The sequence below is a fragment of the Proteus hauseri genome (genome assembly GCF_004116975.1).
GTDB lineage: Bacteria > Pseudomonadota > Gammaproteobacteria > Enterobacterales > Enterobacteriaceae > Proteus > Proteus hauseri.
The window spans coordinates 3,159,381-3,183,477 of sequence record NZ_CP026364.1 but is presented as its reverse complement, the minus strand read 5'-3'; the positions used below and the strand labels follow the sequence as shown (position 1 = coordinate 3,183,477).

25 protein-coding genes and 2 tRNA genes are annotated in these 24,097 nt (G+C 37.3%); 13 read left to right on the top strand and 14 right to left on the bottom strand.

The features are described 5' to 3' along the window. Positions 1–66: 66 nt before the first annotated feature. The 3 genes from tyrS to anmK all read right to left on the bottom strand — a co-directional run bounded on the left by tyrS (position 67) and on the right by anmK (position 3,284). Positions 67–1,341, bottom strand: a complete 1,275-nt coding sequence (tyrS, locus tag PH4a_RS14515; RefSeq protein ID WP_129040708.1) for a tyrosine--tRNA ligase — start codon at positions 1,339–1,341, stop codon at positions 67–69. A 133-nt stretch (positions 1,342–1,474) separates the two neighbouring features. Beyond that, positions 1,475–2,128, bottom strand: coding sequence for a pyridoxamine 5'-phosphate oxidase (pdxH, locus tag PH4a_RS14510; protein ID WP_129040706.1), 654 nt, complete (start codon positions 2,126–2,128; stop codon positions 1,475–1,477). 43 nt (positions 2,129–2,171) lie between these two features. After that, positions 2,172–3,284 (bottom strand): anhydro-N-acetylmuramic acid kinase, encoded by a 1,113-nt coding sequence (gene anmK / locus PH4a_RS14505; protein WP_129040704.1) that lies wholly within the window; start codon positions 3,282–3,284, stop codon positions 2,172–2,174. 219 nt (positions 3,285–3,503) lie between these two features. Here anmK and PH4a_RS14500 point away from each other — a divergent pair, with 219 nt between their 5' ends. Then, positions 3,504–3,971, top strand: a complete 468-nt coding sequence (locus PH4a_RS14500; RefSeq protein WP_129040702.1) for an outer membrane lipoprotein — start codon at positions 3,504–3,506, stop codon at positions 3,969–3,971. Positions 3,972–4,202: 231 nt separating this feature from the next. On the opposite strand, the gene slyA is transcribed toward PH4a_RS14500, so the two are convergent. After that, complete coding sequence (slyA, locus tag PH4a_RS14495) at positions 4,203–4,631, bottom strand: transcriptional regulator SlyA (RefSeq protein ID WP_064719761.1); 429 nt, start codon at positions 4,629–4,631, stop codon at positions 4,203–4,205. Positions 4,632–5,083: 452 nt separating this feature from the next. Continuing rightward, the gene (locus PH4a_RS14490; RefSeq protein ID WP_129040700.1) at positions 5,084–5,323 is read right to left on the bottom strand and encodes a DUF1289 domain-containing protein; all 240 of its coding nucleotides are present in this window, start codon (positions 5,321–5,323) and stop codon (positions 5,084–5,086) included. Between the two features lie 182 nt (positions 5,324–5,505). Between PH4a_RS14490 and gloA the strand changes: the two genes are divergently transcribed. Both gloA and rnt read left to right on the top strand, forming a co-directional pair. Further along, complete coding sequence (gene gloA / locus PH4a_RS14485; protein WP_064719759.1) at positions 5,506–5,913, top strand: lactoylglutathione lyase; 408 nt, start codon at positions 5,506–5,508, stop codon at positions 5,911–5,913. A 95-nt stretch (positions 5,914–6,008) separates the two neighbouring features. After that, positions 6,009–6,650, top strand: coding sequence for a ribonuclease T (gene rnt / locus PH4a_RS14480; protein WP_064719758.1), 642 nt, complete (start codon positions 6,009–6,011; stop codon positions 6,648–6,650). Positions 6,651–6,772: 122 nt separating this feature from the next. Here rnt and PH4a_RS14475 read toward each other — a convergent pair whose 3' ends face one another. Then, on the bottom strand, positions 6,773–7,111 hold the full coding sequence (locus PH4a_RS14475; protein ID WP_064719757.1) for a Grx4 family monothiol glutaredoxin: 339 nt from the start codon (positions 7,109–7,111) through the stop codon (positions 6,773–6,775). Between the two features lie 336 nt (positions 7,112–7,447). Continuing rightward, a complete protein-coding gene (locus PH4a_RS14470) occupies positions 7,448–8,131 on the bottom strand; it encodes a nucleotidyltransferase domain-containing protein (RefSeq protein WP_129040698.1) in 684 nt (227 codons plus the stop codon). Between the two features lie 257 nt (positions 8,132–8,388). Between PH4a_RS14470 and sodB the strand changes: the two genes are divergently transcribed. Continuing rightward, entirely contained in the window at positions 8,389–8,967 is a 579-nt protein-coding gene (sodB, locus tag PH4a_RS14465; protein WP_129040696.1) for a superoxide dismutase [Fe], read from the top strand. Positions 8,968–9,098: 131 nt separating this feature from the next. Here the strand turns inward: sodB and cydH are convergent, their stop codons facing one another. Continuing rightward, positions 9,099–9,182 (bottom strand): cytochrome bd-I oxidase subunit CydH, encoded by an 84-nt coding sequence (gene cydH, locus PH4a_RS18500; RefSeq protein ID WP_103004765.1) that lies wholly within the window; start codon positions 9,180–9,182, stop codon positions 9,099–9,101. A gap of 268 nt (positions 9,183–9,450) precedes the next feature. Between cydH and purR the strand changes: the two genes are divergently transcribed. Continuing rightward, positions 9,451–10,476 (top strand): HTH-type transcriptional repressor PurR, encoded by a 1,026-nt coding sequence (gene purR / locus PH4a_RS14455; protein WP_064719754.1) that lies wholly within the window; start codon positions 9,451–9,453, stop codon positions 10,474–10,476. A 21-nt stretch (positions 10,477–10,497) separates the two neighbouring features. Here the strand turns inward: purR and punR are convergent, their stop codons facing one another. Beyond that, positions 10,498–11,400, bottom strand: coding sequence for a DNA-binding transcriptional activator PunR (gene punR / locus PH4a_RS14450; RefSeq protein WP_129040694.1), 903 nt, complete (start codon positions 11,398–11,400; stop codon positions 10,498–10,500). Between the two features lie 119 nt (positions 11,401–11,519). Between punR and punC the strand changes: the two genes are divergently transcribed. After that, a complete protein-coding gene (punC, locus tag PH4a_RS14445; RefSeq protein ID WP_129040692.1) occupies positions 11,520–12,743 on the top strand; it encodes a purine nucleoside transporter PunC in 1,224 nt (407 codons plus the stop codon). A 306-nt stretch (positions 12,744–13,049) separates the two neighbouring features. Beyond that, on the top strand, positions 13,050–14,204 hold the full coding sequence (cfa, locus tag PH4a_RS14440) for a cyclopropane fatty acyl phospholipid synthase (protein ID WP_129040690.1): 1,155 nt from the start codon (positions 13,050–13,052) through the stop codon (positions 14,202–14,204). Between the two features lie 118 nt (positions 14,205–14,322). Here cfa and PH4a_RS14435 read toward each other — a convergent pair whose 3' ends face one another. Beyond that, positions 14,323–14,985, bottom strand: a complete 663-nt coding sequence (locus PH4a_RS14435) for a riboflavin synthase subunit alpha (RefSeq protein WP_129040688.1) — start codon at positions 14,983–14,985, stop codon at positions 14,323–14,325. Between the two features lie 308 nt (positions 14,986–15,293). Between PH4a_RS14435 and PH4a_RS14430 the strand changes: the two genes are divergently transcribed. The 6 genes from PH4a_RS14430 (at position 15,294) to PH4a_RS14405 (ending at position 20,594) form a co-directional block, all read left to right on the top strand. Next, complete coding sequence (locus PH4a_RS14430) at positions 15,294–16,667, top strand: MATE family efflux transporter (RefSeq protein WP_064719749.1); 1,374 nt, start codon at positions 15,294–15,296, stop codon at positions 16,665–16,667. Between the two features lie 150 nt (positions 16,668–16,817). Continuing rightward, a tRNA-Val gene (locus PH4a_RS14425) sits at positions 16,818–16,894 on the top strand. A 28-nt stretch (positions 16,895–16,922) separates the two neighbouring features. Next, a tRNA-Val gene (locus PH4a_RS14420) sits at positions 16,923–16,999 on the top strand. 450 nt (positions 17,000–17,449) lie between these two features. After that, entirely contained in the window at positions 17,450–18,862 is a 1,413-nt protein-coding gene (gene pykF / locus PH4a_RS14415; protein ID WP_064719748.1) for a pyruvate kinase PykF, read from the top strand. A gap of 170 nt (positions 18,863–19,032) precedes the next feature. Beyond that, positions 19,033–20,091 carry a linear amide C-N hydrolase gene (locus tag PH4a_RS14410; RefSeq protein ID WP_129040686.1) on the top strand — a complete coding sequence of 353 codons (1,059 nt, stop codon included), beginning with the start codon at positions 19,033–19,035 and terminating at the stop codon, positions 20,089–20,091. Positions 20,092–20,357: 266 nt separating this feature from the next. Beyond that, positions 20,358–20,594 (top strand): Lpp/OprI family alanine-zipper lipoprotein, encoded by a 237-nt coding sequence (locus tag PH4a_RS14405; RefSeq protein WP_064719746.1) that lies wholly within the window; start codon positions 20,358–20,360, stop codon positions 20,592–20,594. A gap of 96 nt (positions 20,595–20,690) precedes the next feature. Here the strand turns inward: PH4a_RS14405 and PH4a_RS14400 are convergent, their stop codons facing one another. The 4 genes from PH4a_RS14400 to sufS form a co-directional block, all read right to left on the bottom strand. After that, positions 20,691–21,188, bottom strand: a complete 498-nt coding sequence (locus PH4a_RS14400) for a hypothetical protein (RefSeq protein ID WP_129040684.1) — start codon at positions 21,186–21,188, stop codon at positions 20,691–20,693. A gap of 177 nt (positions 21,189–21,365) precedes the next feature. Further along, positions 21,366–22,283, bottom strand: a complete 918-nt coding sequence (locus PH4a_RS14395) for a L,D-transpeptidase family protein (RefSeq protein ID WP_129041935.1) — start codon at positions 22,281–22,283, stop codon at positions 21,366–21,368. 118 nt (positions 22,284–22,401) lie between these two features. Beyond that, positions 22,402–22,830, bottom strand: a complete 429-nt coding sequence (gene sufE, locus PH4a_RS14390; protein ID WP_129040682.1) for a cysteine desulfuration protein SufE — start codon at positions 22,828–22,830, stop codon at positions 22,402–22,404. Between the two features lie 25 nt (positions 22,831–22,855). After that, positions 22,856–24,094 (bottom strand): cysteine desulfurase SufS, encoded by a 1,239-nt coding sequence (gene sufS / locus PH4a_RS14385; RefSeq protein WP_164971548.1) that lies wholly within the window; start codon positions 24,092–24,094, stop codon positions 22,856–22,858. Between the last annotated feature and the right edge of the window lie 3 nt (positions 24,095–24,097).

Below are 24,097 nucleotides of genomic sequence, written 5' to 3'. Positions count from 1 at the left end.
GGCGAGGTATATTTATTTATTTTTATCAAGAAAAAGGGCAACACATCGGCTGCCCTTGACTGTCAGTTACTTCCAAATGACAAGGCAATAGTGTTTTTTGCCACGACGTAAAATAGAGTAACGACCAAATAAGAAATCTTTTTCTTCAAAAACGTACTCAGGATTATCTTGCTTATCGCCATTAATCGCGACAGCGTTAGAGCCAATCATTGTACGTGCCTGACCACGTGAAGGTACTAACTCTGCATTTACCAACGCTTGTTGTAAATCGCTACCTTTTTCTAACTCAATAGTAGGCATACCATCTTGCGCTAATTGTTCTAGGTCAGCTTGAGTTAAGTCTGCAATTGCACCAGAGAATAAACTGTCTGTGATACGTTGCGCAGCAATTAAACCTTCTTCACCATGAACTAAGCGAGTAACAAGTTCTGCTAAAACACGTTGTGCACGAGGTGCTTGTCCACTATTTTTATCTTCTTCTTCAAGTGCATTAATTTCATCAATGCTCATAAAAGTAAAGAATTTTAAAAAGCGATAAACATCAGCATCAGCCGTATTGATCCAGAATTGGTAGAATTTGTACGGACTCGTTTTCTTAGGATCTAACCAAACCGCACCACCTTCTGTTTTACCGAATTTTGTACCATCAGATTTGGTAATTAATGGAACTGTCATACCAAATACTTGTTTCTGATTGAAACGACGGGTTAAATCGATACCTGAAGTGATGTTACCCCACTGATCAGAACCACCAATTTGTAATTCAACACCTACATGCTTATTTAATGATGCGAAGTCATAAGCTTGTAATAGGTTATAGGCGAATTCAGTAAAGGAGATACCAACATCATCACGGTTTAAACGTTGTTTTACCGCTTCTTTGTTGATCATTTGGTTCACAGAGAAGTGTTTACCGATATCACGCAAGAAAGTTAGCACATCCATTTGACCAAACCAGTCATAGTTGTTTGCTAATTCCGCACTGTTTTCACCACTGTCGAAATCTAAGAAAGGTGATACTTGTCGACGAATTTTTTCTACCCATTCGTGAACAGTATCTTGGGTATTCAGTTTGCGCTCGGTGGCTTTAAAACTAGGATCACCAATGAGACCCGTTGCACCACCCACCAACGCCACAGGCTTATGCCCGGCTAGTTGGAATCGTTTTAAACACAGCAAAGGAACCAAATGCCCCAAGTGCAGGCTATCAGCGGTAGGATCAAAGCCACAATAGAGAGCGATAGGACCTTGCTCCAAACGCTCTACTAAAGCTGCCTCATCCGTGACCTGAGCGATTAGCCCACGCTCCTGCAATTGTGTGATTAGGTTCTTGCTAGACATCAATGACTCCATCGGTTTATTATTTTTTGTCTATTTAAAATATAAGTAAAACATAAGTGGTATAGCATAAAGCGCTACCACGCTAAGTACCAGTAGAAAAAGCCTTTTTGAGATAAAATTTATCAACGCGCAATTAAGGCGCTAATCGCTCTATATCCCATCCTTCTGGTGATTTTTGGTAGATAAAACGATCATGTAAACGGTTTTCTCTTCCTTGCCAAAATTCAACAGAATCAAACGTTACACGATATCCACCCCAGAAACTTGGTAATGGCACTTCACCATTTTGAAATTTCTGTTTTAATTCCATAAACTTGCTTTCTAATACGCCTCTCGCAGAAATACGCGATGACTGCGCCGATGCCCAAGCTGCAATTTGACTATCTTTAGGGCGACTATGAAAATATTTAATGACTTCAAACGAAGAGAGTCTTTCTGCTTTACCCAAAAAGCACACTTGTCTTTCTAACGGATACCAAGGAAATAATAGACTTACTTTTTGGTTATGTTCTAAATGGCTCGCTTTGCGGCTACCTAAGTTGGTGTAGAACACTAACCCTTTCTCATCGAAGTGTTTTAACAGCACAATACGCTGATAGGGCTGCCCCGTTTCATCAACCGTCGCCACACACATTGCGGTAGGATCACTAAGTCTTGCTTCACAGGCTTGTTTTAGCCATTTTTCAAACAAAACCAGAGGCTCTTCTGTTAACTCATGACGTCGTAATCCACCATTCATATATTCACGGCGAAGGTCAGCAACATCAATAAAATCAAGTTCAGTCATTTTTCACTCTCTCTTTTGAGAAACTGCATTCAGCATATCACGCTTAACGGGGATTTGTAGGGTAAATCGCCCCTAAAACAGTTTCTCTTGATGCCCCTGTTACAGAAGGTAAATTTCCTGATTCATTAGCAATAGTGCGTGCTGCAAGCCACCCAAATGCAAGGGCTTCCATATCATCACCACTTAGGCCATATTTATCTGTTGGAGCTACTTCAGTGCCCGGTAATAATGCTGCTAGTCGTTGCATTATCTGTCCATTACGCGCACCACCACCACAAACAAGAAGACGCTCACATCCCCCATTCAATTGAACTTGTTGAACAATGCTTATTGCAGTTAATTCGACTAGGGTCGCCTGCACATCTTCAGGAAAAACATTAGGTACTCGCGCTAAATAATAATTTAACCATTGTGTATTAAAATATTCTCGCCCTGTACTTTTTGGTGCAGAACGAGAAAAATAAGGATCAGCCAGCATCTCTTTAAGTAATGTTTTATTTACTGTCCCTGTCGCTGCCCATAGCCCGTTCTCATCATAAGGTGTTTGATTATGGATCCAGTTCCAACTATCCAATAGTATATTGCCAGGTCCTGTGTCGTAACCTTTAACGGCCACACCAGGTAATAGCAGTGAAATATTCGCAATACCGCCAATATTTAAAATAATACGTTTTTCAATAGGATGACCAAGTACTGCGAAATGAAAAGCGGGCACAAGTGGTGCACCTTGTCCACCATAAGCCATATCTCGACGACGGAAATCACCTACGGTTGTTATGCCAGTTAATGCAGCAATTCGATTGTTATCACCAATTTGCATTGTAAAGGGTATTGGGCTTTCAGGCTCATGCCAGACGGTTTGCCCATGACAACCTATCGCAGTAATATCACTGGCACTTAATTTTGCTTTTGACAATAATCCAATGATGGCTTGGGCATAAAGTTCACCCAATTGTGCATCGAGTTCCCCTAGTTCATGCAATGTGACGGGTTGCCCTTGGCATATAGAAAGAATACGCTGACGCAAGTTTTGTGGATAAGGAAGAAAATAATTAGCTTGTTGTGCTACAAATTTATTGCTTATTGCAGCCAGTACAACATCAACACCATCTAAACTTGTGCCTGACATCACGCCGATGTACCGTCCCGCCCTCATATTCTTTTCCTTATAATCAAGATGATGCAATAATTTAACATATAATGTTATATTTTCTTTTTTCAGAAATCTCTTCTGGGTTTACTATCTAGCTTTACTATATAGTAAGACATATATGATTAAAATCAGTCTCGCTATACATAAAATACAAGCTATAACTTATACTAAACAATATTGGTATTATCTGGGTTTTTTCTCGGATTTTTATTAGGAGTAACTATGTTTAAGCATTTACTTATTGGTCTGTTTACTGTTACCGCTCTTGCTGGTTGTGTGAATACCAATTCATTATCTGGTGATACATACAGTGCAAGTCAAGCGAAACAAGCTCAGAGTGTGACTTATGGTACTATTGTCTCAGTTCGTTCTGTGAATATTCAAGCAGGCAGTGATGAAAACCTATTAGGCGCAGTAGGCGGAGCTGTTTTAGGTGGACTATTAGGTAACACTATCGGTGGTGGTAGTGGACGTAATCTTGCAACTGCCGCGGGTGCAATCGCTGGTGGTATGGCAGGACAACAAGCTCAAGGCGCATTGAATACAACTAAAGGTATTCAGCTTGAAGTTCGTTTAGACAGTGGTAAAACCGTTGCAGTGGTACAAAAAGCTGATAATACAGTTTATCGCCAAGGCCAACGTGTTGCTGTTATTGGTAGTGGCAATAACTTAACTGTTTCACCTCGTTAAACTTAATAAAAAATAGGCAACTTTTTATCGTTGCCTATTTTTTCTAGAATATTTAATTTATATCTACTAGATATTCCATCAATCACAGAAAAATAATATAACTATCTTAATAATGACTTTTCACATAATCACTTATAACAAGAAATTATTAATATAAATTACATCAAAAATATTTATGTGGCATACTTTGCCCCATTCATTCTTAGATGACATATATTTAATTAAAAATAATTAGTCGTGTAGTCTATTTATATTTTTCTCTAATCTTTGAACCAAAATAACTAACGTTTCAATTTCCTCTTGTTGAATGCCACCTAATATTTCTTGGCGTGTTTTTTCGATAACAGTATAAACCTCTTTAATAAAAGGTTCTGATTCTGCGGTCAATTTAATTCTTTTTGCTCTACGATCATTTGCACAAGTGTGTCGGCAAATCAATTTTTTTTCTTCCAGCTGATCTAAAGTTCTTACTAAAGAAGGCTGTTCAATTCCTATTGCTTTAGCCAATTGTATTTGTGACTGCTCTGGAGGTAATTGACTAATGTTATACAGCGTTACCCAATGTGTTTGAGTCAGTTTTAATGGCTTGAGACGATGATCAATCAATGCACGCCATAATCGGACTAAACGCGCTAAATCTGCTCCTAATGTTGATTCCACTTATCCCTCCTTAAATTAGCATACTGAGTCAGAATTTTATAAAATTTCAGATAATACTTTTAAAATAACTTTTCTTAACTTATCTATTCTCTTTAGTATTTGCATTATTACAATTAAGTTTTCAATCCTATATATTATATTGGGTAATTATTTCATTAGATTTAATTAAGCATTCTTCTTTTTCTAAAATTAAATTTTATAAAGAATAACCTCGTTATAAAAACTAATCTATATTTTTTTACATAATTGTTATTATAATTTCATTCAATATCAAAGAGGATGATAAACTCTTTAAAATTCACGAGATTATAACCAATTATAATTAAAATAATTTCAAATAATATTATTATTATTAAAACAAATAGAATATCAGAAATTAATTAAACCCAACGAGTAACAAGGATGTTTCATACTCTATATTATTATTTTAAATTTTAAAAAAAATAATAGAACTAAAAAAGATCTAATTGCTGATTTTCACTTTCTGTCTCTTTTATTATTTTTTGTACACTTCTTAAATAACGTTGACGGCACAGACGTAGTACATTTCTTTTATCTTGTTGATTCATAGTTGCCCAATTAAAACGCTCCTGTCTATTACGATAACAGCCAATACAGTACCCTTGTATATTCATTTCACAATGACCAATACATGGATTAGGAATATCAAAAAATTCTAATTGCTGTTGCATTTGATTTTTCCTCCTAATTGTTTGTTACTATAGAGTATAGTTAATAGAGATATTATCTGCTTTGATAGTGAGTTTACTGATAGCGAAGTAGTAAAATTGAATTTTATGGCTTGAAAGCGTTATAGTACTGCGCCATCAGTTTATCTGTAGGGTTAATCATTAAACAAACACGAGAGGTTTATATGCGAGTACTTCATACCATGATTCGTGTAGGCGACTTACAACGCTCTATCGATTTTTACACTAAGGTTCTGGGTATGCAACTTCTACGCACCAGCGAAAATGAGGAATATAAATACTCGTTAGCCTTTGTTGGTTACGGTGATGAAAGCAGCGGCGCGGTGATTGAATTAACCTATAACTGGGGAGTCAATAACTACGAAATGGGTACTGCTTTTGGTCACATTGCACTTGGTGTTGATGATGTTGCAGCAACGTGTAATGCGATTCGCCAAGCTGGTGGTAATGTCACCCGTGATGCAGGACCTGTAAAAGGTGGTACCACCATTATTGCTTTTGTTGAAGACCCAGATGGGTATAAAATCGAATTAATCGAAAATAAAAATGCCAGTCGCGCACTTGGTCACTAATTTTTATTTTAACCAGAAAGGCAGTAAATCTGTCTTTTTGGTTTCTGCTTATTGTTAATTTCCGATATTCACTTTTATCGGATAAGTATAATTTAATGCCTGATAAAAATAACCCAAATGAATTGTGTAACCGTTTTCGTGGTTACTACCCTGTTGTTATCGATGTTGAAACCGGTGGATTTAATGCAAAAACTGACGGTTTACTTGAGATAGCAGCGATTACATTAAAAATGGATGAACAGGGTTGGTTAAAACCAGATAACACCCTACATTTTCACGTTGAACCTTTTGAAGGCGCTAATTTAGAACCTTCAGCCTTAGAATTTACAGGCATTGACCCAACAAACCCGCTTCGTGGTGCAGTGAGTGAATATGAAGCGTTGCACGCTATTTTTAAAATGGTGCGCAAAGGCATGAAAGATGCCGATTGTAATCGTGCTATTATTGTCGCACACAATGCTAATTTTGATCATAGCTTTGTCATGGCGGCAGCTGAGCGAGCAAGTTTAAAACGTAATCCATTTCATCCTTTTGCAACTTTTGATACTGCTGCATTGAGTGGATTAGTATTAGGGCAGACTATTTTAGCTAAGGCCTGTTTAACTGCAGGAATTCCGTTTGATAGTAAACTCGCTCATGGTGCGTTATACGATACTAACCGTACCTCACTGTTATTTTGTGAATTAGTCAATCGCTGGAAAAAATTAGGTGGTTGGCCTTTACCGCCCCAAAACTAATTAAATTTTAAATCAATGGCGTTGAAGTCATGGTTAAACGAAAAAGCCAGTTTCAGATTTATAGATACTGAAACTGGCTTTTATTTTATCTGTTGGTTTAATTTATTGTAAAATTAAATCAATTACTCTGCTTCTTCATCGCGATATTTATCAGCGGTTTCTTTTAATAACTTCTGTAATTCGCCACGCTGATACATTTCTAAAATGATGTCACATCCGCCGACTAATTCACCATCTACCCATAATTGAGGGAAAGTTGGCCAATGTGCATATTTTGGTAATTCTGCACGAATGTCTGGATTTTGCAGGATATCAACATAAGCAAAACGCTCACCACATGCAGAAAGTGCCTGAACAGCTTGTGCAGAAAAACCACAACTTGGTAATTTTGGTGAACCTTTCATATATAAAATAATTGGGTTTTCTTTAATCTGGCGTTCAATTTTTTCAATAGTCGTCATTTATTACGTCCTTACAACCTTTTATATTCAATATGTTTTATATTGGTGAAAACATGAAAGAAGAATACCACTTTATATTAGAAAGCTCTATATAAGTTTAATACTGATTAAAATCATAAGATTAGAATGAAAGATGTACTAGACAAATGACTCATATTCCGTTAGAACATGGCAATTAAATCAGCATATTAGTTATTTTTTTGTGCGTATTTTGTTTGCTCTTTCTTGCCAAATGAATCGCTATAATTTTTGATTTATATTTTTTCTACAGCGGATAAAAATGAAATTGTATTTTTCATTTGGATAAGAAATTCATCTTTTTGATAAATACCTAGCTCAATATGCTTCATAAAAAAACATAAGCTCCTTAACCAATTTAGGCTCTATTTTTATAAGCCTAGAGAGATGTTCACCCAGTAAGTCAGGCCAATCTCCCCCTTCTTGCGCTCTCAATATATTAGTAGATCGAATAAGTTTCTTAGACGCCTCTTTTGATAACTTTAAAAAGGTTTTTAAGTCGTTAGTTTGTTCAATTCTTAGAAGATAATCAGAAAGTACCGTCAAGTAGTCACCATTTACGGCATAGGCAACCGCTCGTGAAGGTTTAAACAAGGAAAACTGTAAAGAGAGATCTTCGCCATAAATATAACGACAATGATGTTTTAACCAATAGCCCCAACTAGTTATATTTTCTCGTAGTAGCACCTCTGATTTAGAGGCAATGTCAAAATCAACTTTAGGTACAATTGGATAAAGCTCAATAGCTTGTTGCGCTATATTGGCCATATTTAATTTATCTATGTCATCAATGTCTTTATCTAAAATAACACAAAGATCGAGGTCTGATTTTGGCTGCTTAGCAGCACCTGTTGCCACACTTCCATAAACAAAAATACTGCAAATGTGACTTTCATAAAGTGTTAATAACCGAGATTGAACAAACACTAAGAGTGCCTGATACTCTTTCTGTATTGGCTTTATTACTAACACAGAAATATATCCATTTTTATCAACCGTCATTTCTTCCTCTTAATTATTTATCGGTAAAATTAACCCTATTTAATATAACCCCTTTATTTCGACAATATGTAAGCTTATATTTTGTTATGATTATGGATAAAAGATATTTAGCTGTTATTTCAGCAAGTTTTTGTTAAAATAATTAGCAAAATAGCAACAAATTAGTGATTCATTTGCCTCATTTTATCAATTCAGATGATTTTGATGGAATGATTTTAGGCACAAAACCCGAAATAGATAGTATAAAGGAGTACGCAATGTCTTTCGAATTACCAAAATTACCTTATGCGTTAGATGCTCTTGAGCCACATATCTCTAAAGAAACTTTAGAATATCACTATGGCAAACATCACCAAACTTATGTAACCAACCTGAACAATCTGGTTAAAGGTACTGATTTAGAAGCTAAATCTCTAGAAGAGATTATTAAATCAACTGATGGTGGTATTTTCAATAACGCCGCTCAAGTTTGGAACCATACTTTCTACTGGAACTGTTTAGCTCCAAATGCAGGTGGCGCGCCAACAGGCAAAATTGCTGATGCTATCAACAAAGCATTTGGCTCGTTTGAAGAGTTCAAAAAACAATTTAACGATGCCGCGGCTAAAAACTTCGGTGCAGGTTGGACATGGCTAGTGAAAAAAGCAGATGGCTCAATCGCTATTGTTAATACTTCTAATGCTGCAACACCCATTTCTGGCAATGACAAACCACTATTAACAGTTGACGTATGGGAACACGCTTACTATATCGATTACCGTAATGCGCGTGTAAAATACTTAGAAGAGTTCTGGGCACTGGTTAACTGGTCATTTGTTGAAGCTAACTTTGCTTAATTTATCTTAACCACTAAAGATCAATTATTGGTGTTTGGTGGCAAAATAACAAAGGGCCTTAGGCCCTTTGTTATTTACAGATATCCGATTAGTTATAATTAAAATTAACCTGATATTATATAAAACAGTGATTAAAACAGCATTGTAGAAAATAAAACAATCATGACGAGTGCTGCAACTGCTGTACTCAAACCAAATTTCAGATCCGTATCCATTTATTCTCCCTCAAAATGATTATAATACACGTTATTAACCATAACATTGTCATGGCTAATTATTATCACATATCACAATTTGCTAATATAGCGACTAGTGCACAATTTATAACATTGATTAATACTTCCACTTTTGAGCTAGATCATACAAAATTCATAGCTAACAGCTAAATTATTGCCAGTATTCGCCCTATGTATGACTATACTGGCAGCAGAACCACAAAATTAGATTAAAAGAGACCAATGAAGGTCAGGAGTTTTTCACACCATGGCAACAATAAAAGACGTGGCAAAACGCGCAGGAGTGTCAACCACGACTGTTTCTCATGTTATCAACAAAACACGTTTTGTTGCTGAGAACACCCGAGCAGCAGTTTGGGCCGCTATTAAAGAATTAAATTATTCGCCTAGTGCTGTTGCGCGTAGTTTAAAAGTCAATCACACCAAATCAATTGGCTTGTTAGCCACGTCCAGTGAAGCTCCTTACTTTGCTGAAGTGATTGAAGCTGTTGAAAATAGCTGTTATAGCAAAGGTTATACACTGATATTATGTAACTCACATAATAATCTAGATAAGCAAAAAGCTTATTTAGCGATGCTAGCGCAAAAACGCGTCGATGGATTATTAGTTATGTGCTCTGAATATCCCGATCACCTTCTCTCTCTATTAGAAGGCTATCGTAATATTCCAATGGTAGTGATGGATTGGGGAAAAGCTCGGGGTGATTTTACTGATACCATCATTGATAACGCATTTCATGGTGGATATATTGCAGGCCGCTACTTAATTGAGCGTGGTCATCGCGATATCGGTATTATTCCTGGCCCATTAGAGCGTAATACTGGTGGTGGACGTCTTCAGGGATTTTTAAAAGCAATGGAAGAAGCTAAAATCATTGTAAAAGATGGATGGATTGTACAAGGTGATTTTGAACCAGAGTCTGGTTACAAAGCCATGTATCAAATGCTAAATCAAAAACATCGCCCTACCGCTGTGTTCTGTGGTGGAGATGTCATGGCAATGGGTGCTATTTGTGCAGCCGATGAATTAGGTCTGCGTGTACCATTTGATATTTCTATTGTTGGTTACGATAACATTCGTAATGCTCGCTATTTTACCCCTGCATTAACAACCGTTCATCAGCCCAAAGAACGCTTAGGTCAAATGGCATTATCTATGCTGCTTGACCGGATCGTTAACAAAAGAGAAGACGCACAAACTATCGAAGTTCATCCACGGTTAGTTGAGCGCCGCTCTGTTGCTGATGGCCCATTCATCGATTACCGCCGTTAATTAAACGGTATCTCGACTGACTTAACGAAGCCATTCCGCATTTAGGGTTTGGCTATCACCAAGATAATCTAATAACCAAGACAAAGCGGGTGACTCACTTTTATCGACCCAAGTGAGGCAACAAGGACTATCGGGTAATGGCTGTGCCAATTTAAGCACAGCTAGCTTTCCTTTAGCGATTAATGGCTCAGCTCTATGCAAGGGCACCATACCAACACATAATCCTGCAAGTAAGCACTCCAATCCCATATCCCACGTAGGGACAACCATTCTACGCTGATTATTTAACGCCCAAGTATCACGCTTTGGCAAACTACGCGAGGTATCTTCTAAACAAAGGCTCGAATAAGGGCGCATTTCATCGTCGGTTAGCGGATGTTCTGCTTTAGCCAATGGGTGGTCAATATGACAAACACAGCGCCAAGGCATAAATCCCATATCTTTAAAGCTATATCGTTCACCAATTGGCGATGCTCTGGTGGCGCCAATAGCTAGGTCAACACGCCCATTAACCAATGAGTCCCACACCCCATTAAAAACTTCAGGATAGACATAAAGTTCGATATCGGGGAAATGTCGATAAAAATCAAGAATAAGTTGTTGTGTTCTTTCCGGTTTTACGATGCAATCTACTGCTATACTAAATTGTCCGCGCCAACCATTAGAGACTTGCTGACACATATGTCGAGTGTCATTCATTTTTTTGATAACAGAGCGGGCTTCTTTGATGAAAATCTTACCCGCATCCGTTAATTCGACATCACGATGGCGGCGTTCAAACAGAGGCACAGCAAGCCATTCCTCTAATTGTCGAACAGTATAACTAACAGCGGAGGGTACTCTGTGTAACTCTTGAGCAGCCGAACTAAAACTTCCTGTTCGAGCGACAGCATCAACAACTTCTAGAGAGTATTCTGACCACATAAAGTTTATTCCTTTGAAAATTTTTCACAGCATTAACCAAATATTCCCGTTTCACAAGTAAAATAGGTCTTAGTTACAATATATAAAATGTTCTACATCACATAACATAGAAAATTAAAATGAATTTAAATACATCCACACAAACAAAAACACCTGCGCGCTTTATGGTCTACCTTGCTGGCCTAAGCATGTTGGGTTATTTAGCTATTGATATGTACCTGCCTGCATTCGGTATGATGCAACGGGAACTATCAATCAGCGAAGGCGCGATCAGTAATAGTTTAAGTATTTTTTTATTCGGTTTTGCTATTGCGCAATTACTTTGGGGACCTCTTTCTGACAAAATTGGTCGTAAGCCTGTTCTGTTAATCGGTTTAAGTCTTTTCTCTTTCGGTTGCCTTGGTATGCTTTGGGTTGATAGTGCAACCAGCTTACTCGCAATGCGTTTTTTACAAGCCTTTGGTGTTTGTTCTGCTGCTGTAATTTGGCAAGCATTAGTTATTGACCGCTTTGATGAATCTCGTTCACAACATGTTTTTGCTTTAATTATGCCACTGGTTGCTTTATCACCAGCATTAGCCCCTCTTATTGGCGCATGGTTTTTACAACATGGTGGCTGGCGTATGATTTTTATTTTATTAATGGCGGTAACTATCGTTCTAATGCTACCAACCTTAATGCTGAAAAATATTAAACAAAAACCTGTTACAGAGAATGGCTCAGCTCAAGCTTCAGCCTCTTTTATGACATTACTAAAATCACCTATCTACAGCGGTAACGTTTTAATTTATGCCTCTTGTAGCGCCGGTTTCTTTGCTTGGTTAGCGGGTTCTCCTATCATTTTAGAAAAAATGGGCTATTCCCCTCAAGATATTGGCTTAAGTTATATTCCACAAACTATCGCCTTTATGGTTGGTGGCTATGGCTGTCGTATCTTACTGTCTAAAATGACTGGCAAATCACTGCTACCATTATTGTTAATAGGTTATGCCGTTAGTATGACCGCACTATTTTTAGTTGCGAAGTTAACTCAACCAACGTTAACCACTATTTTAATTCCATTTTGTATTATGGCCGCAATGAATGGCGCTTCTTATCCAATAGCGGTATCTAATGCGTTATCTGCTTATCCTGAGATCAGTGGTAAAGCGGCAGCGTTACAAAATGCGCTTCAATTAGGGCTTTGTAGTTTAGCAAGCTTTATTGTTTCAGCCTTTATTAGCCACCAGCCTTTGATTAACACCACCGCAATTATGGCGTTAACCGCTGTCCCAATGGCAGTCGGCTACTTTATTCAACGCAATAAATCCGTTAGCAAACACACAATTCAAACAGCTGAATAACGCTCTTTACATTTTTAAGATAATTCTCAAAAAAGGTCATTTTTATAAAATGACCTTTTTCTTTTCTAGAGAAAAATATTCTACGTCCCTATACTTAACAAACGCCAATTATAGCGTTTTGTTCAATTTTCTTTCGGATTTTGAGGTGCATTAACGGATCATTGCCTGATTATGTCAGATTAGTTATTTTATTAATCCTATTCATACAACACTTTTTGAATAAGATCCCATTTAACACAGCAAATCTGCACACATCCTTTCTTTGATTCATAACTCAAGACCCGCTTAGTTTACGCCGGAGAGTATATGAGTACATCTTGTGTAGAAGAAGGCCGAAAGACCTCCAATAATTCTTACCAACGAATAGCAACCGAGCTGCTTTCTCAAGCAGATATTCGTATTAATGGTTCAGAACCTTATGATATTCAGGTTCACAACAAAAATTTTTATAAAAGAGTATTACAACAAGGCTCATTAGGTCTCGGTGAAAGCTATATGGATGGCTGGTGGGATTGTGAACGGCTCGATATATTCTTTCATAAGGTTTTACGTGCAGGACTTGAAAACAAACTCCCGCAAAATATTCACGACATCCTAAAAATAGCTGTCGCTCGTCTCTTTAATCTGCAAACACAGAAAAGATCATGGATGGTAGGCAAAGAGCATTATGACCTTGGTAATGATCTTTTTACTGCAATGCTAGATCCTAATATGCAATATTCTTGTGGCTATTGGAAAAATGCAGATTCATTAGAATTAGCTCAAGAGCACAAGTTAAATTTAATATGCCGGAAACTGGCTCTTCAACCAGGAATGACATTATTAGATATTGGTTGTGGCTGGGGCGGGCTTGCCGCATATGCTGCAAAACACTTTGGCGTTTCAGTTACAGGTGTCACAATTTCTGTGGAGCAACAAAAATTAGCTCAACAACGTTGCCAAGGACTGGATGTCGATATTATTTTAGAAGACTATCGTGATTTATATAAACAATTTGATCGCATTGTATCAGTAGGAATGTTTGAACATGTCGGTCCTAAGAATTACGCGACTTATTTCGATGTTGTACGCCGTAATTTAAAAGAAGATGGTTTATTTTTACTGCATACCATCGGTTCTAATCGCGATAAAGTAAATGTTGATAGTTGGATCAGTAAATACATATTTCCAAATGGTTGCCTTCCTTCTATTCAAAAAATCGCACAAGCTATGGATAATAAATTTGTTATGGAGGATTGGCATAACTTTGGTGCCGATTATGATAAAACGTTAATGGCATGGTATCAGCGTTTTCTTGCTTGTTGGCCTGATATTGAATCTAACTACACGCCTCGATTTAAACGTATGTTTAGTTATTATCTAAATGCCTGTGCCGGTGCTTTTCGTGCTAGGGATATTCAATTGTGGCAAATAATGTTAAGTCCTAAAGGTAAAATAGGTGGATTACATACGCCACGTTAAATTTTAACTGTCATAAAAAGTAAAAAGCCAGTCTCTTTAAGAGCTGGCTTTTTATCTTCTATTTGATTAGGAATAATTGGCGATAAACAAATTAAACATAAACAATATAGTCAGGGTTTTATTTTTCTTCGTTCTCAACCTGTTGTTCAACTAGTAATTCTTGTTGCTGTGCTTGTTGTTGCAACATAAAACGCTCAACCGTATCCACAATGGCTTGTGTTTGTGGATCTAACTCAATATTGACTTTATCACCGAGGCGTTTACGACCTAATGTCGTTCTATCTTTTGTTTCAGGGATTAAGTGAACACAAAAACGATTATTGACCACATCACCAACGGTTAAACTAATACCATCAATACCAATAAAGCCTTTATGCAAAATATACTTCATCAGTTCTTTATCAAAGATGCGAAACCAAATTTGTAGGTTATTTTCTGAGGTAATAATTTTTGCAACTTCTGCTGTAGTTACAATATGGCCCGACATAACATGCCCGCCAATTTCATCACCGTATTTTGCAGCTCGTTCAATATTAACTTCAGAACCTACGTTTAATTCACCGAGATTAGTTAAACGTAATGTCTCTTTAACTAAATCAAAGCTAACTTGATTACCTTCAATTTTAGTTGCTGTTAAACAACAGCCATTATTAGCAACAGAAGCGCCTGTTTCTAAGTTTTGGACTAACGCTTCTGGTAATTCAATGATATGAGTACGGAAATCACCTTTATCTTCAATGGAAATAACCCGCCCTTTTCCCTGAACAATACCTGTAAACATCTCACATCTCCTTGATTCTACAAACTGGTTTACCCTAATTAGGTTGATGCTGTTTAGGATAACATAGCTATTATTAATACAAAGGAACAATTACCGCTTTTATTCCTGACCAATTATTGCCGTTAAATATAACGTAAAAGCAGGTAAAAAATTATCAAATTTCTGTGTTTAAAAAACGTCACATCTTTCATTGATAATTAAACTTTTATCATTAGAATAAGCGCTCTTGAGGATCATTTTACGTCATTTTAACAATAGGGCGTTCATTCTCCCCCTTCCGTTTTCTTATAATTAATAAAGGTGTATGCGTGCAAAAGTACGTAAAAGAAGCGCGTAGCTTACTTGCTCTTGGTATCCCAGTTATCATCGCTCAATTTTCCCAAACCGCAATGGGTGTTGTCGATACAGTAATGGCGGGTGCTGTTAACGCCACAGAAATGTCTGCGGTTGCTGTCGGTACGTCAATTTGGTTACCAACCATCCTTTTAGGCCAGGGCATATTAATGGCACTGACGCCAATTGTGGCCCAATTAAATGGCTCAGGACAACGAAAGCTGATTGCTAATCGTACCCAGCAAGGTTTTTGGCTAGCCACATTCTTATCGATAATGGTTATTGCAATTCTTTATAATTCCCGGTTTATTATTGAAGCTCAAGAAGATATTGACCCTGAATTAGCAGAAAAAGCTATCGGATTTATTCACGCTATTATGTGGGGTGCGCCGGGCTGCCTTTATTATCAAGTCTTGCGAAGTCAGTGTGAGGGATTATCCAAAACTAAACCAGGCATGATTATCGGCTTTGTCGGATTACTGATTAATATCCCGGTTAACTATGCCTTTATTTATGGTAAATTTGGCGCGCCACAATTAGGGGGAATTGGTTGTGGTGTAGCGACAGCCTCTGTTTTTTGGGCGATGTTCTTAATGATGCGCTATTATGTACGTCGAGCACCAACACAACGCGACGTTCTTCCTAAACAACGCTTTGTTGCCCCCGACCTTCATACGCTAAAACGTATTACTTTCTTAGGGCTGCCGGTTGGATTAGCACTCTTTTTTGAAGTCACTCTATTTGCTGTTGTGGCGCTATTAGTTTCGCCTCTAGGGGTTACCGCAGTAGCGAGTCACCAAATCGCATTAAACTTTAGCTCACTGATGTTTATGTTTCCATTATCATTAGGTATTGCTGCTACTATTCGCGTTGGCCATAACCTTGGACAACGTTCAACTGAGCAAGCACGCATCTCGGCTATTACTGGTTTAGCTGTGGGTTTAATGTTGGCAACTTGTACGGCTATTTTCTCCATCCTATTTAGAGAAAAAATTGCCTTAATGTATAACGATGATATTGAAGTTGTTACACTTGCTTCACACCTAATGTTATTTGCAGCACTTTATCAGTTATCAGATTCAGTGCAGGTAATAGGCTCTGGTGTACTACGTGGCTATAAAGATACACGTTCTATCTTTTTTATTACGTTTACTGCCTATTGGATTATTGGTCTACCTTCGGGTTATTTATTAGGTCGTACTAATTATATAGTTGAGGCGATGGGCCCCGCAGGTTTCTGGATTGGCTTTATTCTTGGTTTAACTGCATCGGCAATTATGATGGGAAGTCGTATTTGGTGGATCCAACGTCAACCTGATGAAGTTGTGTTACATCGTTCTGAACGCTAAGTATTAGACTCTATCTGGGTAAAGGAATGACACAAATATCAACAAATAGCTTTAAATACGAGCAGTTGAATATAAATTTGTGTTTTTCCTCTTGCCAGAATCAAATCATCTCGCTAATATTCGTCCCCGTTGTCACCCAGAATAAACAATGCGTCCATAGCTCAGTTGGTTAGAGCACCACCTTGACATGGTGGGGGTCGGTGGTTCGAGTCCACTTGGACGCACCATTTAATCTGAACAACATCACAATACAGTGCGTCCATAGCTCAGTTGGTTAGAGCACCACCTTGACATGGTGGGGGTCGGTGGTTCGAGTCCACTTGGACGCACCATTTCTATTGTCTACTTTCTTATTTTTACTCTTCTTACCTTCCCTACAAAATATTTCATTTTGCTTGCAATATTTTATTGCGCAACAAAATGCTTAAAAAACAAGCAGTCAACACCGTATTTTGATCACATCGCTTAAATTTATCTTTTTTCCATTTTATTCATAGAAATTAACCTCTATAATACGAAACATAATTTTGTTGAAAGGTTTCAGCGCATTGATTTACGGGCACCTTTAGAAAAAAGAATAAATGAACCGTGATAGACTATAATGTATGATATCTGCAAAACCTCGATGCAAATTAGTAACAAGAATTTTATGATGTTGCTGATTCATTAACATGTTGCGCAACTAACCTAACTAGCGTTTTGTTGCTATATGTATAGTTAATTAATAAACAGCGGCATTACTCCCTATTCATCCATTACAATAAACCATTAAATAGACTGCCATGAAAAAGACAAAAATTGTATGCACCATCGGGCCAAAAACCGAATCTGAAGAAAAACTGAATCAATTACTGGACGCAGGCATGAACGTTATGCGTCTTAACTTCTCTCACGGTGACTATGAAGAGCATGGCAACCGTATCAAAAACCTTCGTAATATTTGTGCTAAAACAGGCAAAAAAGCAGCCATTTTATTAGACACTAAAGGTCCAGAAATCCGTACCATCAAATTAGAAGGTGGTAATGATGTAAGTCTAGTTGCAGGTCAAACTTTTACTTTCACAACTGACAAATCTGTTGTTGGTAATAAAGATCGTGTCGCTGTAACTTATGAAGGCTTTGCAAAAGATTTAGCTGTCGGCAACACAGTATTAGTTGACGATGGTCTTATCGGCATGAAAGTAACTGCAGTTACTGCTACTGAAGTTGTTTGTGAAGTATTAAACAACGGTGACTTAGGCGAAAACAAAGGTGTTAACTTACCCGGTGTTTCTATCGGCCTACCTGCATTAGCAGAAAAAGATAAACAAGACCTTATCTTTGGTTGTGAGCAAGGCGTTGACTTTGTTGCGGCTTCATTTATTCGTAAACGTTCTGATGTTGAAGAAATGCGTGCGCACTTAAAAGCACACGGCGGCGAAAACATCATGATTATATCAAAAATTGAGAACCAAGAAGGTCTTAATAACTTTGATGAAATCTTAGAAGCTTCTGACGGTATCATGGTTGCTCGTGGTGACTTAGGTGTTGAGATCCCTGTAGAAGAAGTTATCTTCGCACAAAAAATGATGATCGAAAAATGTAACGCAGCGCGTAAAGTGGTTATCACTGCAACGCAAATGTTAGATTCAATGATCAAAAACCCACGCCCTACTCGCGCAGAAGCGGGTGACGTTGCAAATGCTATCTTAGATGGTACAGATGCCGTTATGCTGTCAGGCGAAAGTGCAAAAGGTAAATACCCAGTAGAAGCTGTAACTATTATGGCGACTATCTGTGAACGTACTGACCGTATTATGAAATCACGCCTTGACCTTAGCCAAGTTGGCGCAAAACTGCGTGTCACTGAAGCAGTATGTCGTGGCGCAGTAGAAATGGCTGATAACTTAGATTCACCACTAATTGTTGTTGCGACTTATGGTGGTAAATCAGCGCGTTCTATTCGTAAGTACTTCCCAACTGCACCAATCTTAGCATTAACTAATAACGAAGAAACAGCTCGCCAATTACTGTTAGTTAAGGGTGTAACAACTCAATTAGTAAAAGAAATCGCATCTACTGATGATTTCTACCGTATTGGTAAAGAAGCTGCATTAGCTAGCGGTTTAGCTCATGCTGGTGATCGCGTTGTTATGGTAACAGGCGCACTGGTTGATAGCGGAACGACAAATACTTCTTCTGTCCACGTTCTGTAATTTTATTTAACGTTTAAATTATCTCAACGCCACTCTTGCAGTGGCGTTTTTATTTATTCCATGCTTCATCTTTTTCTCTCTACCTGCTTATTTTTTTCTCATATAACGTTTATTTCTTCTATTCTTTTTAATGAGTCTTTTTATTAATACACGCTAAAGAAGGATATAAAATGTCAAACGACAACATAAATGGAAATGTGTTTGCTTGTACCACACTTGCTATTACTGATAAAAAAAACCGAGTTTATCATGGCAGAACAATGGAGTTTTCAGCAGATAAACCTGCATCAATATTTGCATATTATCCTACAGGACATACATTCCAGCAGAATGCCCCTGATGGAACTCCTGGCTTAAAATATACTGTAAAATACCCTTTTATGGCGATCACTGCGCCAATTAATCTTGCAGGTACAAAAGATGTACTGGAAGGTGTGAATTCTGAGGGACTCTCTTTTAGCTTAAATATGTTACCTGATTCAAAACTTGATGATATTAATCCTCAGGATTACGCTAATTCAGTGCCTATTGCCGCTATTGGCGAATGGGCTTTAGCTCAATATGCAACGGTCGCGGAATTAAAACAGGCTCTTCCTCAAACCATTTTTTGGTCACAAAAACTGTTACTGTTACGTAATTTACCAAGCCCTTTCCATTACGCTTTTTATGACACCACCGGTGCTTGTATTGTAGTTGAAGTTTCTGAGGGTAAATTACATATTTATGATAACCCGACCTATTGCATGACAAATGGCCCATTATTTCCGTGGCATTTAACTAATTTAAATAATTACACCCATCTTTCTAATATTAATATTTCTACCAATACACTAGGCAATATCAAGATTAAACAACCTGACAGTGGCATTGCTTTAGTGACATTACCAAGTTCTGATACTTCTGTAGATAGATTTATTCGTGCTGTTTACTACACAACTTATTACCACAAAGTCTCTGATCCTGATAAACAATTAGTTGAATTAGCACATATTATGAACCGATTTGATCGTCCTAAAAATTCGACTATTGACCCACTATTAGGTCATGACACACTGCAAGCTCTTCATACTAGTGAGTTTTCAGTTTGGACAACATTGACTGATTTAAAAAGAGGGATCATGTTCTTTAGAGGATATAACAATTTAAATTTTCAAAAGTTCACACTTGAATCGTTTAAGAATGAAGCAGAGGCAATTTTTGTTAAAGTAAATTTAGAAGGTGTTTTATAAACATAATTTTGATAAAAATGAAAAACTACAGATAAAATGTTTTTCTATCAGACTTTTATGAATAAAATTCTTTTGTGAAACAACACGCATTTTTTGTACTGAATATTTGCGTTTTAGGTGCTATTTTTCCTATTGTTCAAATACTGAGTAAGTAGTTAGTTATAAATAAATCCGGCACTTTTTTATAACTGTGCCATACTTATTAATGGCTTCATATAAAAATGCTACTTGTTCCTTTAAACAAACTAATAATAGAGGTTGTTACCATGAAAGCGAAACTAGTACTGGGTGCGGTAATTGTGGCTTCGAGCTTATTAGCAGGTTGCTCCAGCAACAATGCTCAATTAGATCAAATCTCTTCTGATGTAAGCCGTTTAAATACACAAGTTCAGCAGTTAAGCGGTGATGTACAGTCTGCTCGTGCTGAAGCTAAATCAGCTTACGACGAAGCCGCTCGTGCGAATCAGCGTTTAGATAACCAAGTTACTACTTATAAAAAGTAATTTGACTCACCTGTAAGCTGAAAAGTTTTAGGTAAGCATTAATAGCAAAGCCCTGACGTAATGTTAGGGCTTTGGTTTTTTATCGGATAAACTGTCTTAAATTAGAGCAAGTATACGTTCCTTTATTATGACGTTCTCTCCAAAATGTGAGTTATATATTATGTTTTGATTTACTTGATCACATATCTTACGAAATGTTGTCTTAATTGTATCAGCATCTTGTTGTTGAGCCTTCGTCAGTACAAAATATTCTTTATCATTTAGTTCTCTTAGCGCTTTTTCTAAACTATTAAATAATTCTGTAACCGACTTTGAATATTTTGTATAAGATATTCTTGAGCTAACTATCTCCCGTAAGATGTTTATTTCAATTAATTCATATCCTCTATTTCCCTCTTTGGGAATTGTACGTTGAAGAAGCTCTTCACACATTATTCTAATATTTTTACTTTTTAACTTTTCATCCCCCAATAAAAACGCTTTACAGCTATTTTCAATCTTAGACAACTTATTCGACAATGAACTCGAATTATCATCCGTCCCAATAGCCGCATTGTGGTTTATATTTTCCTGATAGCAACTGAAAACCTTCATTAAATATCCTGATTGTTAATAAAAACGTTTTTATAGTAAAATATTTTTAGTTTTCATGATTTTATAAAGAAATCCTTTGGTATTTTTAGTTTTTTTATATCATATGAAATGCCACTAAATAAAAATAGATGCTTAAAAAAGCATCTATTTTTATTATTTATTACACTTGTTAAAAACTTAATAAGCAGTTACATCTACAGGTAATCCTGAACGCCGAATAATTTCTGCATCCGCTTTATTTTTGTCTACTTTACCGCTCTCATACCATTGATTAAATTGCTTAGTAAACGTTAATGGCATTGTTTGTGGATCATCATCTTCATTGCGAGATAATGGCTGATGAACTTCAATAAATTGTCTGCCATCTGCAGTTTCAGTGAATTTAATCGGCTTGTTAATGATTTGAACACGGCTCCCTTTAGGAATGACGTTAAATAATGTTTCAATATCCTCTGGGCGTAAACGAATGCAGCCTGAACTCACTCTTAAACCAATTCCAAAATCTGCATTCGTACCATGAATAAGATATTCACCTCGACTATGTGCCAATCTTAAGGCGTAAGCACCCATTGGGTTTTCAGGACCCGCGGGTACAACGGTAGGTAAGGTTATCCCTTTCGCCGCATAGTTTTTACGAATATTCGCAGTGGGTGTCCATGTTGGATCTTTAATTAACTGAGAAACAGAAGTCACCATTTCAGGTGTTTCACGACCTAATTGACCAATCCCAATGGGATAGACATCAACGGTTGTACCTTCTTTGGGATAGTAATAGAGACGTAGTTCTGCAAGATTAATCACAATACCTTTATGTAGCGTATCAGGTAAAATCATTTGTAATGGAATTTTAAGTGTTTTACCCGCGTCAGGTAAGAGAGGATCAACACCTGGATTGGCTTCCATCATATTGAGCAATCCGACCTTATATTGCGCTGCAATAACCTCTAATGAACGATTATCATTAGGCACTGTATATAATACGTTCTCACCAATTAAACGCTCACCATCAGCAGGTAACAGGTATTCATTTGCATAAGATAAGTGGCTGCTCATCCCTAACAGCGCTACACCCAATAGGGTTAACCATTTATTCATCATTGATCCCGTATATTAGAAATAAAGTAAACTGGCTATCATGATAATAAGATTATAGTACTTTATTCTTATTATATATTAAGCCAGTTTAGAATATTACCACGAGATTAGATAACATTTACGCTACAGTGTAATCCGAAAATCGTTTAATGAGCGTCGTAACCATAGCATGTAAGCCTTGTGTACGAGATGGCGTTAAATGACTTTCAAGTTCGAGCGATGCAAAATAGTGTTTTACATCTGTTGCTAATGCTTGCTCTATTGTTTTACCTTGAAATAAGATAATCACCAACGCCACCAGCCCTTTCACAATACCTGCGTCACTATCACCTACAAGTACCAGCTGCTTTTGCTCGTTTAATTCAACAGCTATCCAAACTTGGCTTTGGCAACCTTCAATAAAATTTGCACTGGTACGTTGTTCATCTGTTAATGGTGCAAGGCGTTCACCTAATTCCATCATATAAAGATAGCGCTGCTCCCAGTCCTGACAACGAGAAAAATTGCGCAGTAATTTTGTTTCATCGGGTAAGTTGGCAACTGCCATAAATAGCCTCTTTCTTTTTTATTCTTTAGCCTAATAACATCTCAACACGTAACAGTGCGTTCACTAATGTATCAATATCTTCTTTACTATTATACAAACCTAATGAAGCACGGCACATCGCTGGCACTTGATAGAAATCCATAATTGGCATCGCACAATGATGTCCAGTGCGAATAGCAATGCCATAATTATCAAGAAAAGTACCTACATCATACGCATGATGTTTACCTAAATTAAACGCTATTACACCTTGACGGTTTTCATTGCCATAAAGTACTAACGATTTTACTTTTTTCAATTGCTCTTGGGCATATTGCATAAGGTTGTTTTCATGCTCTGCAATAGCGTTCATTCCCAGCTTGGTGAGATAATTTAATGCTGCACCTAACCCTATCATACCAATAATATTGGGGGTTCCTGCCTCAAAGCGCCAAGGTGCATCAGCATAAGTAATATCACCATTAAGATGTACACGCTTAATCATTGCACCACCCCCTTCCCAAGGTGGTAACTCATCAAGAATCGCTTTTTTGCCGTATAACAACCCCATACCAGTAGGACCATAAAGCTTATGACCACTACAAACAAAAAAATCACAATCAATTTGTGAGACATTAATCAGCTGATGCATTGCACTTTGTGCACCATCAACCAAAATATGTAACTCACCACCTTGTTGAGCCGAATATTGACGAGCATCACGAATAATATCTGCAACAGGATTTACTGTACCTAATACATTAGACTGATGAGTAATACTAAGTAACTTAGTACGCTCATCAATTAGTTCGGGCAACTTAGTTAAATCTAATTGACCATTTTCCAACATTGGAATAATGCGAATATCAAAACCATATTGTTTCGATAACATAAACCAAGGCACGATATTAGCGTGGTGCTCCATTTCAGTAATGATGATATTGTCGCCATCATTAAGAAAGCGTTGGCTATATGTGTTAGCGACTAAGTTAATGCCTTCGGTTGTTCCTTTAACGAAAACTATCTCTTCTTCGCTATTAGCACCTAAAAAATCAGCAGCTTGTTTACGCACATTCTCAACTAATGTCGTCGCTTCTGCACTTAACGTATGAATGCCGCGATGAACCGCGGCATATTGTGTTAACGCAAAATTTGTCTCATGCTCTATTACACAAATAGGTTTTTGAGCACTGGCTGCACTGTCGAGGTAAACCAATGGATTACCTCTTACTTGCTGTGACAAAATAGGAAAGTCACTACGTGCTTTTTCAATAAATTGCGTCATAAT

Coding starts and splice junctions, on each gene's coding strand:
- sodB (WP_129040696.1), top strand. CDS start 8,389: ATGTCTTTCGAATTACCAAAATTACCTTATGCGTTAGATGCTCTTGAG.
- sufS (WP_164971548.1), bottom strand. CDS start 24,094: ATGACGCAATTTATTGAAAAAGCACGTAGTGACTTTCCTATTTTGTCA.
- PH4a_RS14435 (WP_129040688.1), bottom strand. CDS start 14,985: ATGTTTACAGGTATTGTTCAGGGAAAAGGGCGGGTTATTTCCATTGAA.
- PH4a_RS14400 (WP_129040684.1), bottom strand. CDS start 21,188: ATGAAGGTTTTCAGTTGCTATCAGGAAAATATAAACCACAATGCGGCT.
- rnt (WP_064719758.1), top strand. CDS start 6,009: ATGCCTGATAAAAATAACCCAAATGAATTGTGTAACCGTTTTCGTGGT.
- tyrS (WP_129040708.1), bottom strand. CDS start 1,341: ATGTCTAGCAAGAACCTAATCACACAATTGCAGGAGCGTGGGCTAATC.
- punR (WP_129040694.1), bottom strand. CDS start 11,400: ATGTGGTCAGAATACTCTCTAGAAGTTGTTGATGCTGTCGCTCGAACA.
- PH4a_RS14405 (WP_064719746.1), top strand. CDS start 20,358: ATGAAAGCGAAACTAGTACTGGGTGCGGTAATTGTGGCTTCGAGCTTA.
- pykF (WP_064719748.1), top strand. CDS start 17,450: ATGAAAAAGACAAAAATTGTATGCACCATCGGGCCAAAAACCGAATCT.
- purR (WP_064719754.1), top strand. CDS start 9,451: ATGGCAACAATAAAAGACGTGGCAAAACGCGCAGGAGTGTCAACCACG.
- PH4a_RS14475 (WP_064719757.1), bottom strand. CDS start 7,111: ATGACGACTATTGAAAAAATTGAACGCCAGATTAAAGAAAACCCAATT.
- cydH (WP_103004765.1), bottom strand. CDS start 9,182: ATGGATACGGATCTGAAATTTGGTTTGAGTACAGCAGTTGCAGCACTC.
- PH4a_RS14410 (WP_129040686.1), top strand. CDS start 19,033: ATGTCAAACGACAACATAAATGGAAATGTGTTTGCTTGTACCACACTT.
- gloA (WP_064719759.1), top strand. CDS start 5,506: ATGCGAGTACTTCATACCATGATTCGTGTAGGCGACTTACAACGCTCT.
- PH4a_RS14470 (WP_129040698.1), bottom strand. CDS start 8,131: ATGACGGTTGATAAAAATGGATATATTTCTGTGTTAGTAATAAAGCCA.
- pdxH (WP_129040706.1), bottom strand. CDS start 2,128: ATGACTGAACTTGATTTTATTGATGTTGCTGACCTTCGCCGTGAATAT.
- PH4a_RS14500 (WP_129040702.1), top strand. CDS start 3,504: ATGTTTAAGCATTTACTTATTGGTCTGTTTACTGTTACCGCTCTTGCT.
- PH4a_RS14490 (WP_129040700.1), bottom strand. CDS start 5,323: ATGCAACAGCAATTAGAATTTTTTGATATTCCTAATCCATGTATTGGT.
- PH4a_RS14395 (WP_129041935.1), bottom strand. CDS start 22,283: ATGAATAAATGGTTAACCCTATTGGGTGTAGCGCTGTTAGGGATGAGC.
- cfa (WP_129040690.1), top strand. CDS start 13,050: ATGAGTACATCTTGTGTAGAAGAAGGCCGAAAGACCTCCAATAATTCT.
- sufE (WP_129040682.1), bottom strand. CDS start 22,830: ATGGCAGTTGCCAACTTACCCGATGAAACAAAATTACTGCGCAATTTT.
- punC (WP_129040692.1), top strand. CDS start 11,520: ATGAATTTAAATACATCCACACAAACAAAAACACCTGCGCGCTTTATG.
- anmK (WP_129040704.1), bottom strand. CDS start 3,284: ATGAGGGCGGGACGGTACATCGGCGTGATGTCAGGCACAAGTTTAGAT.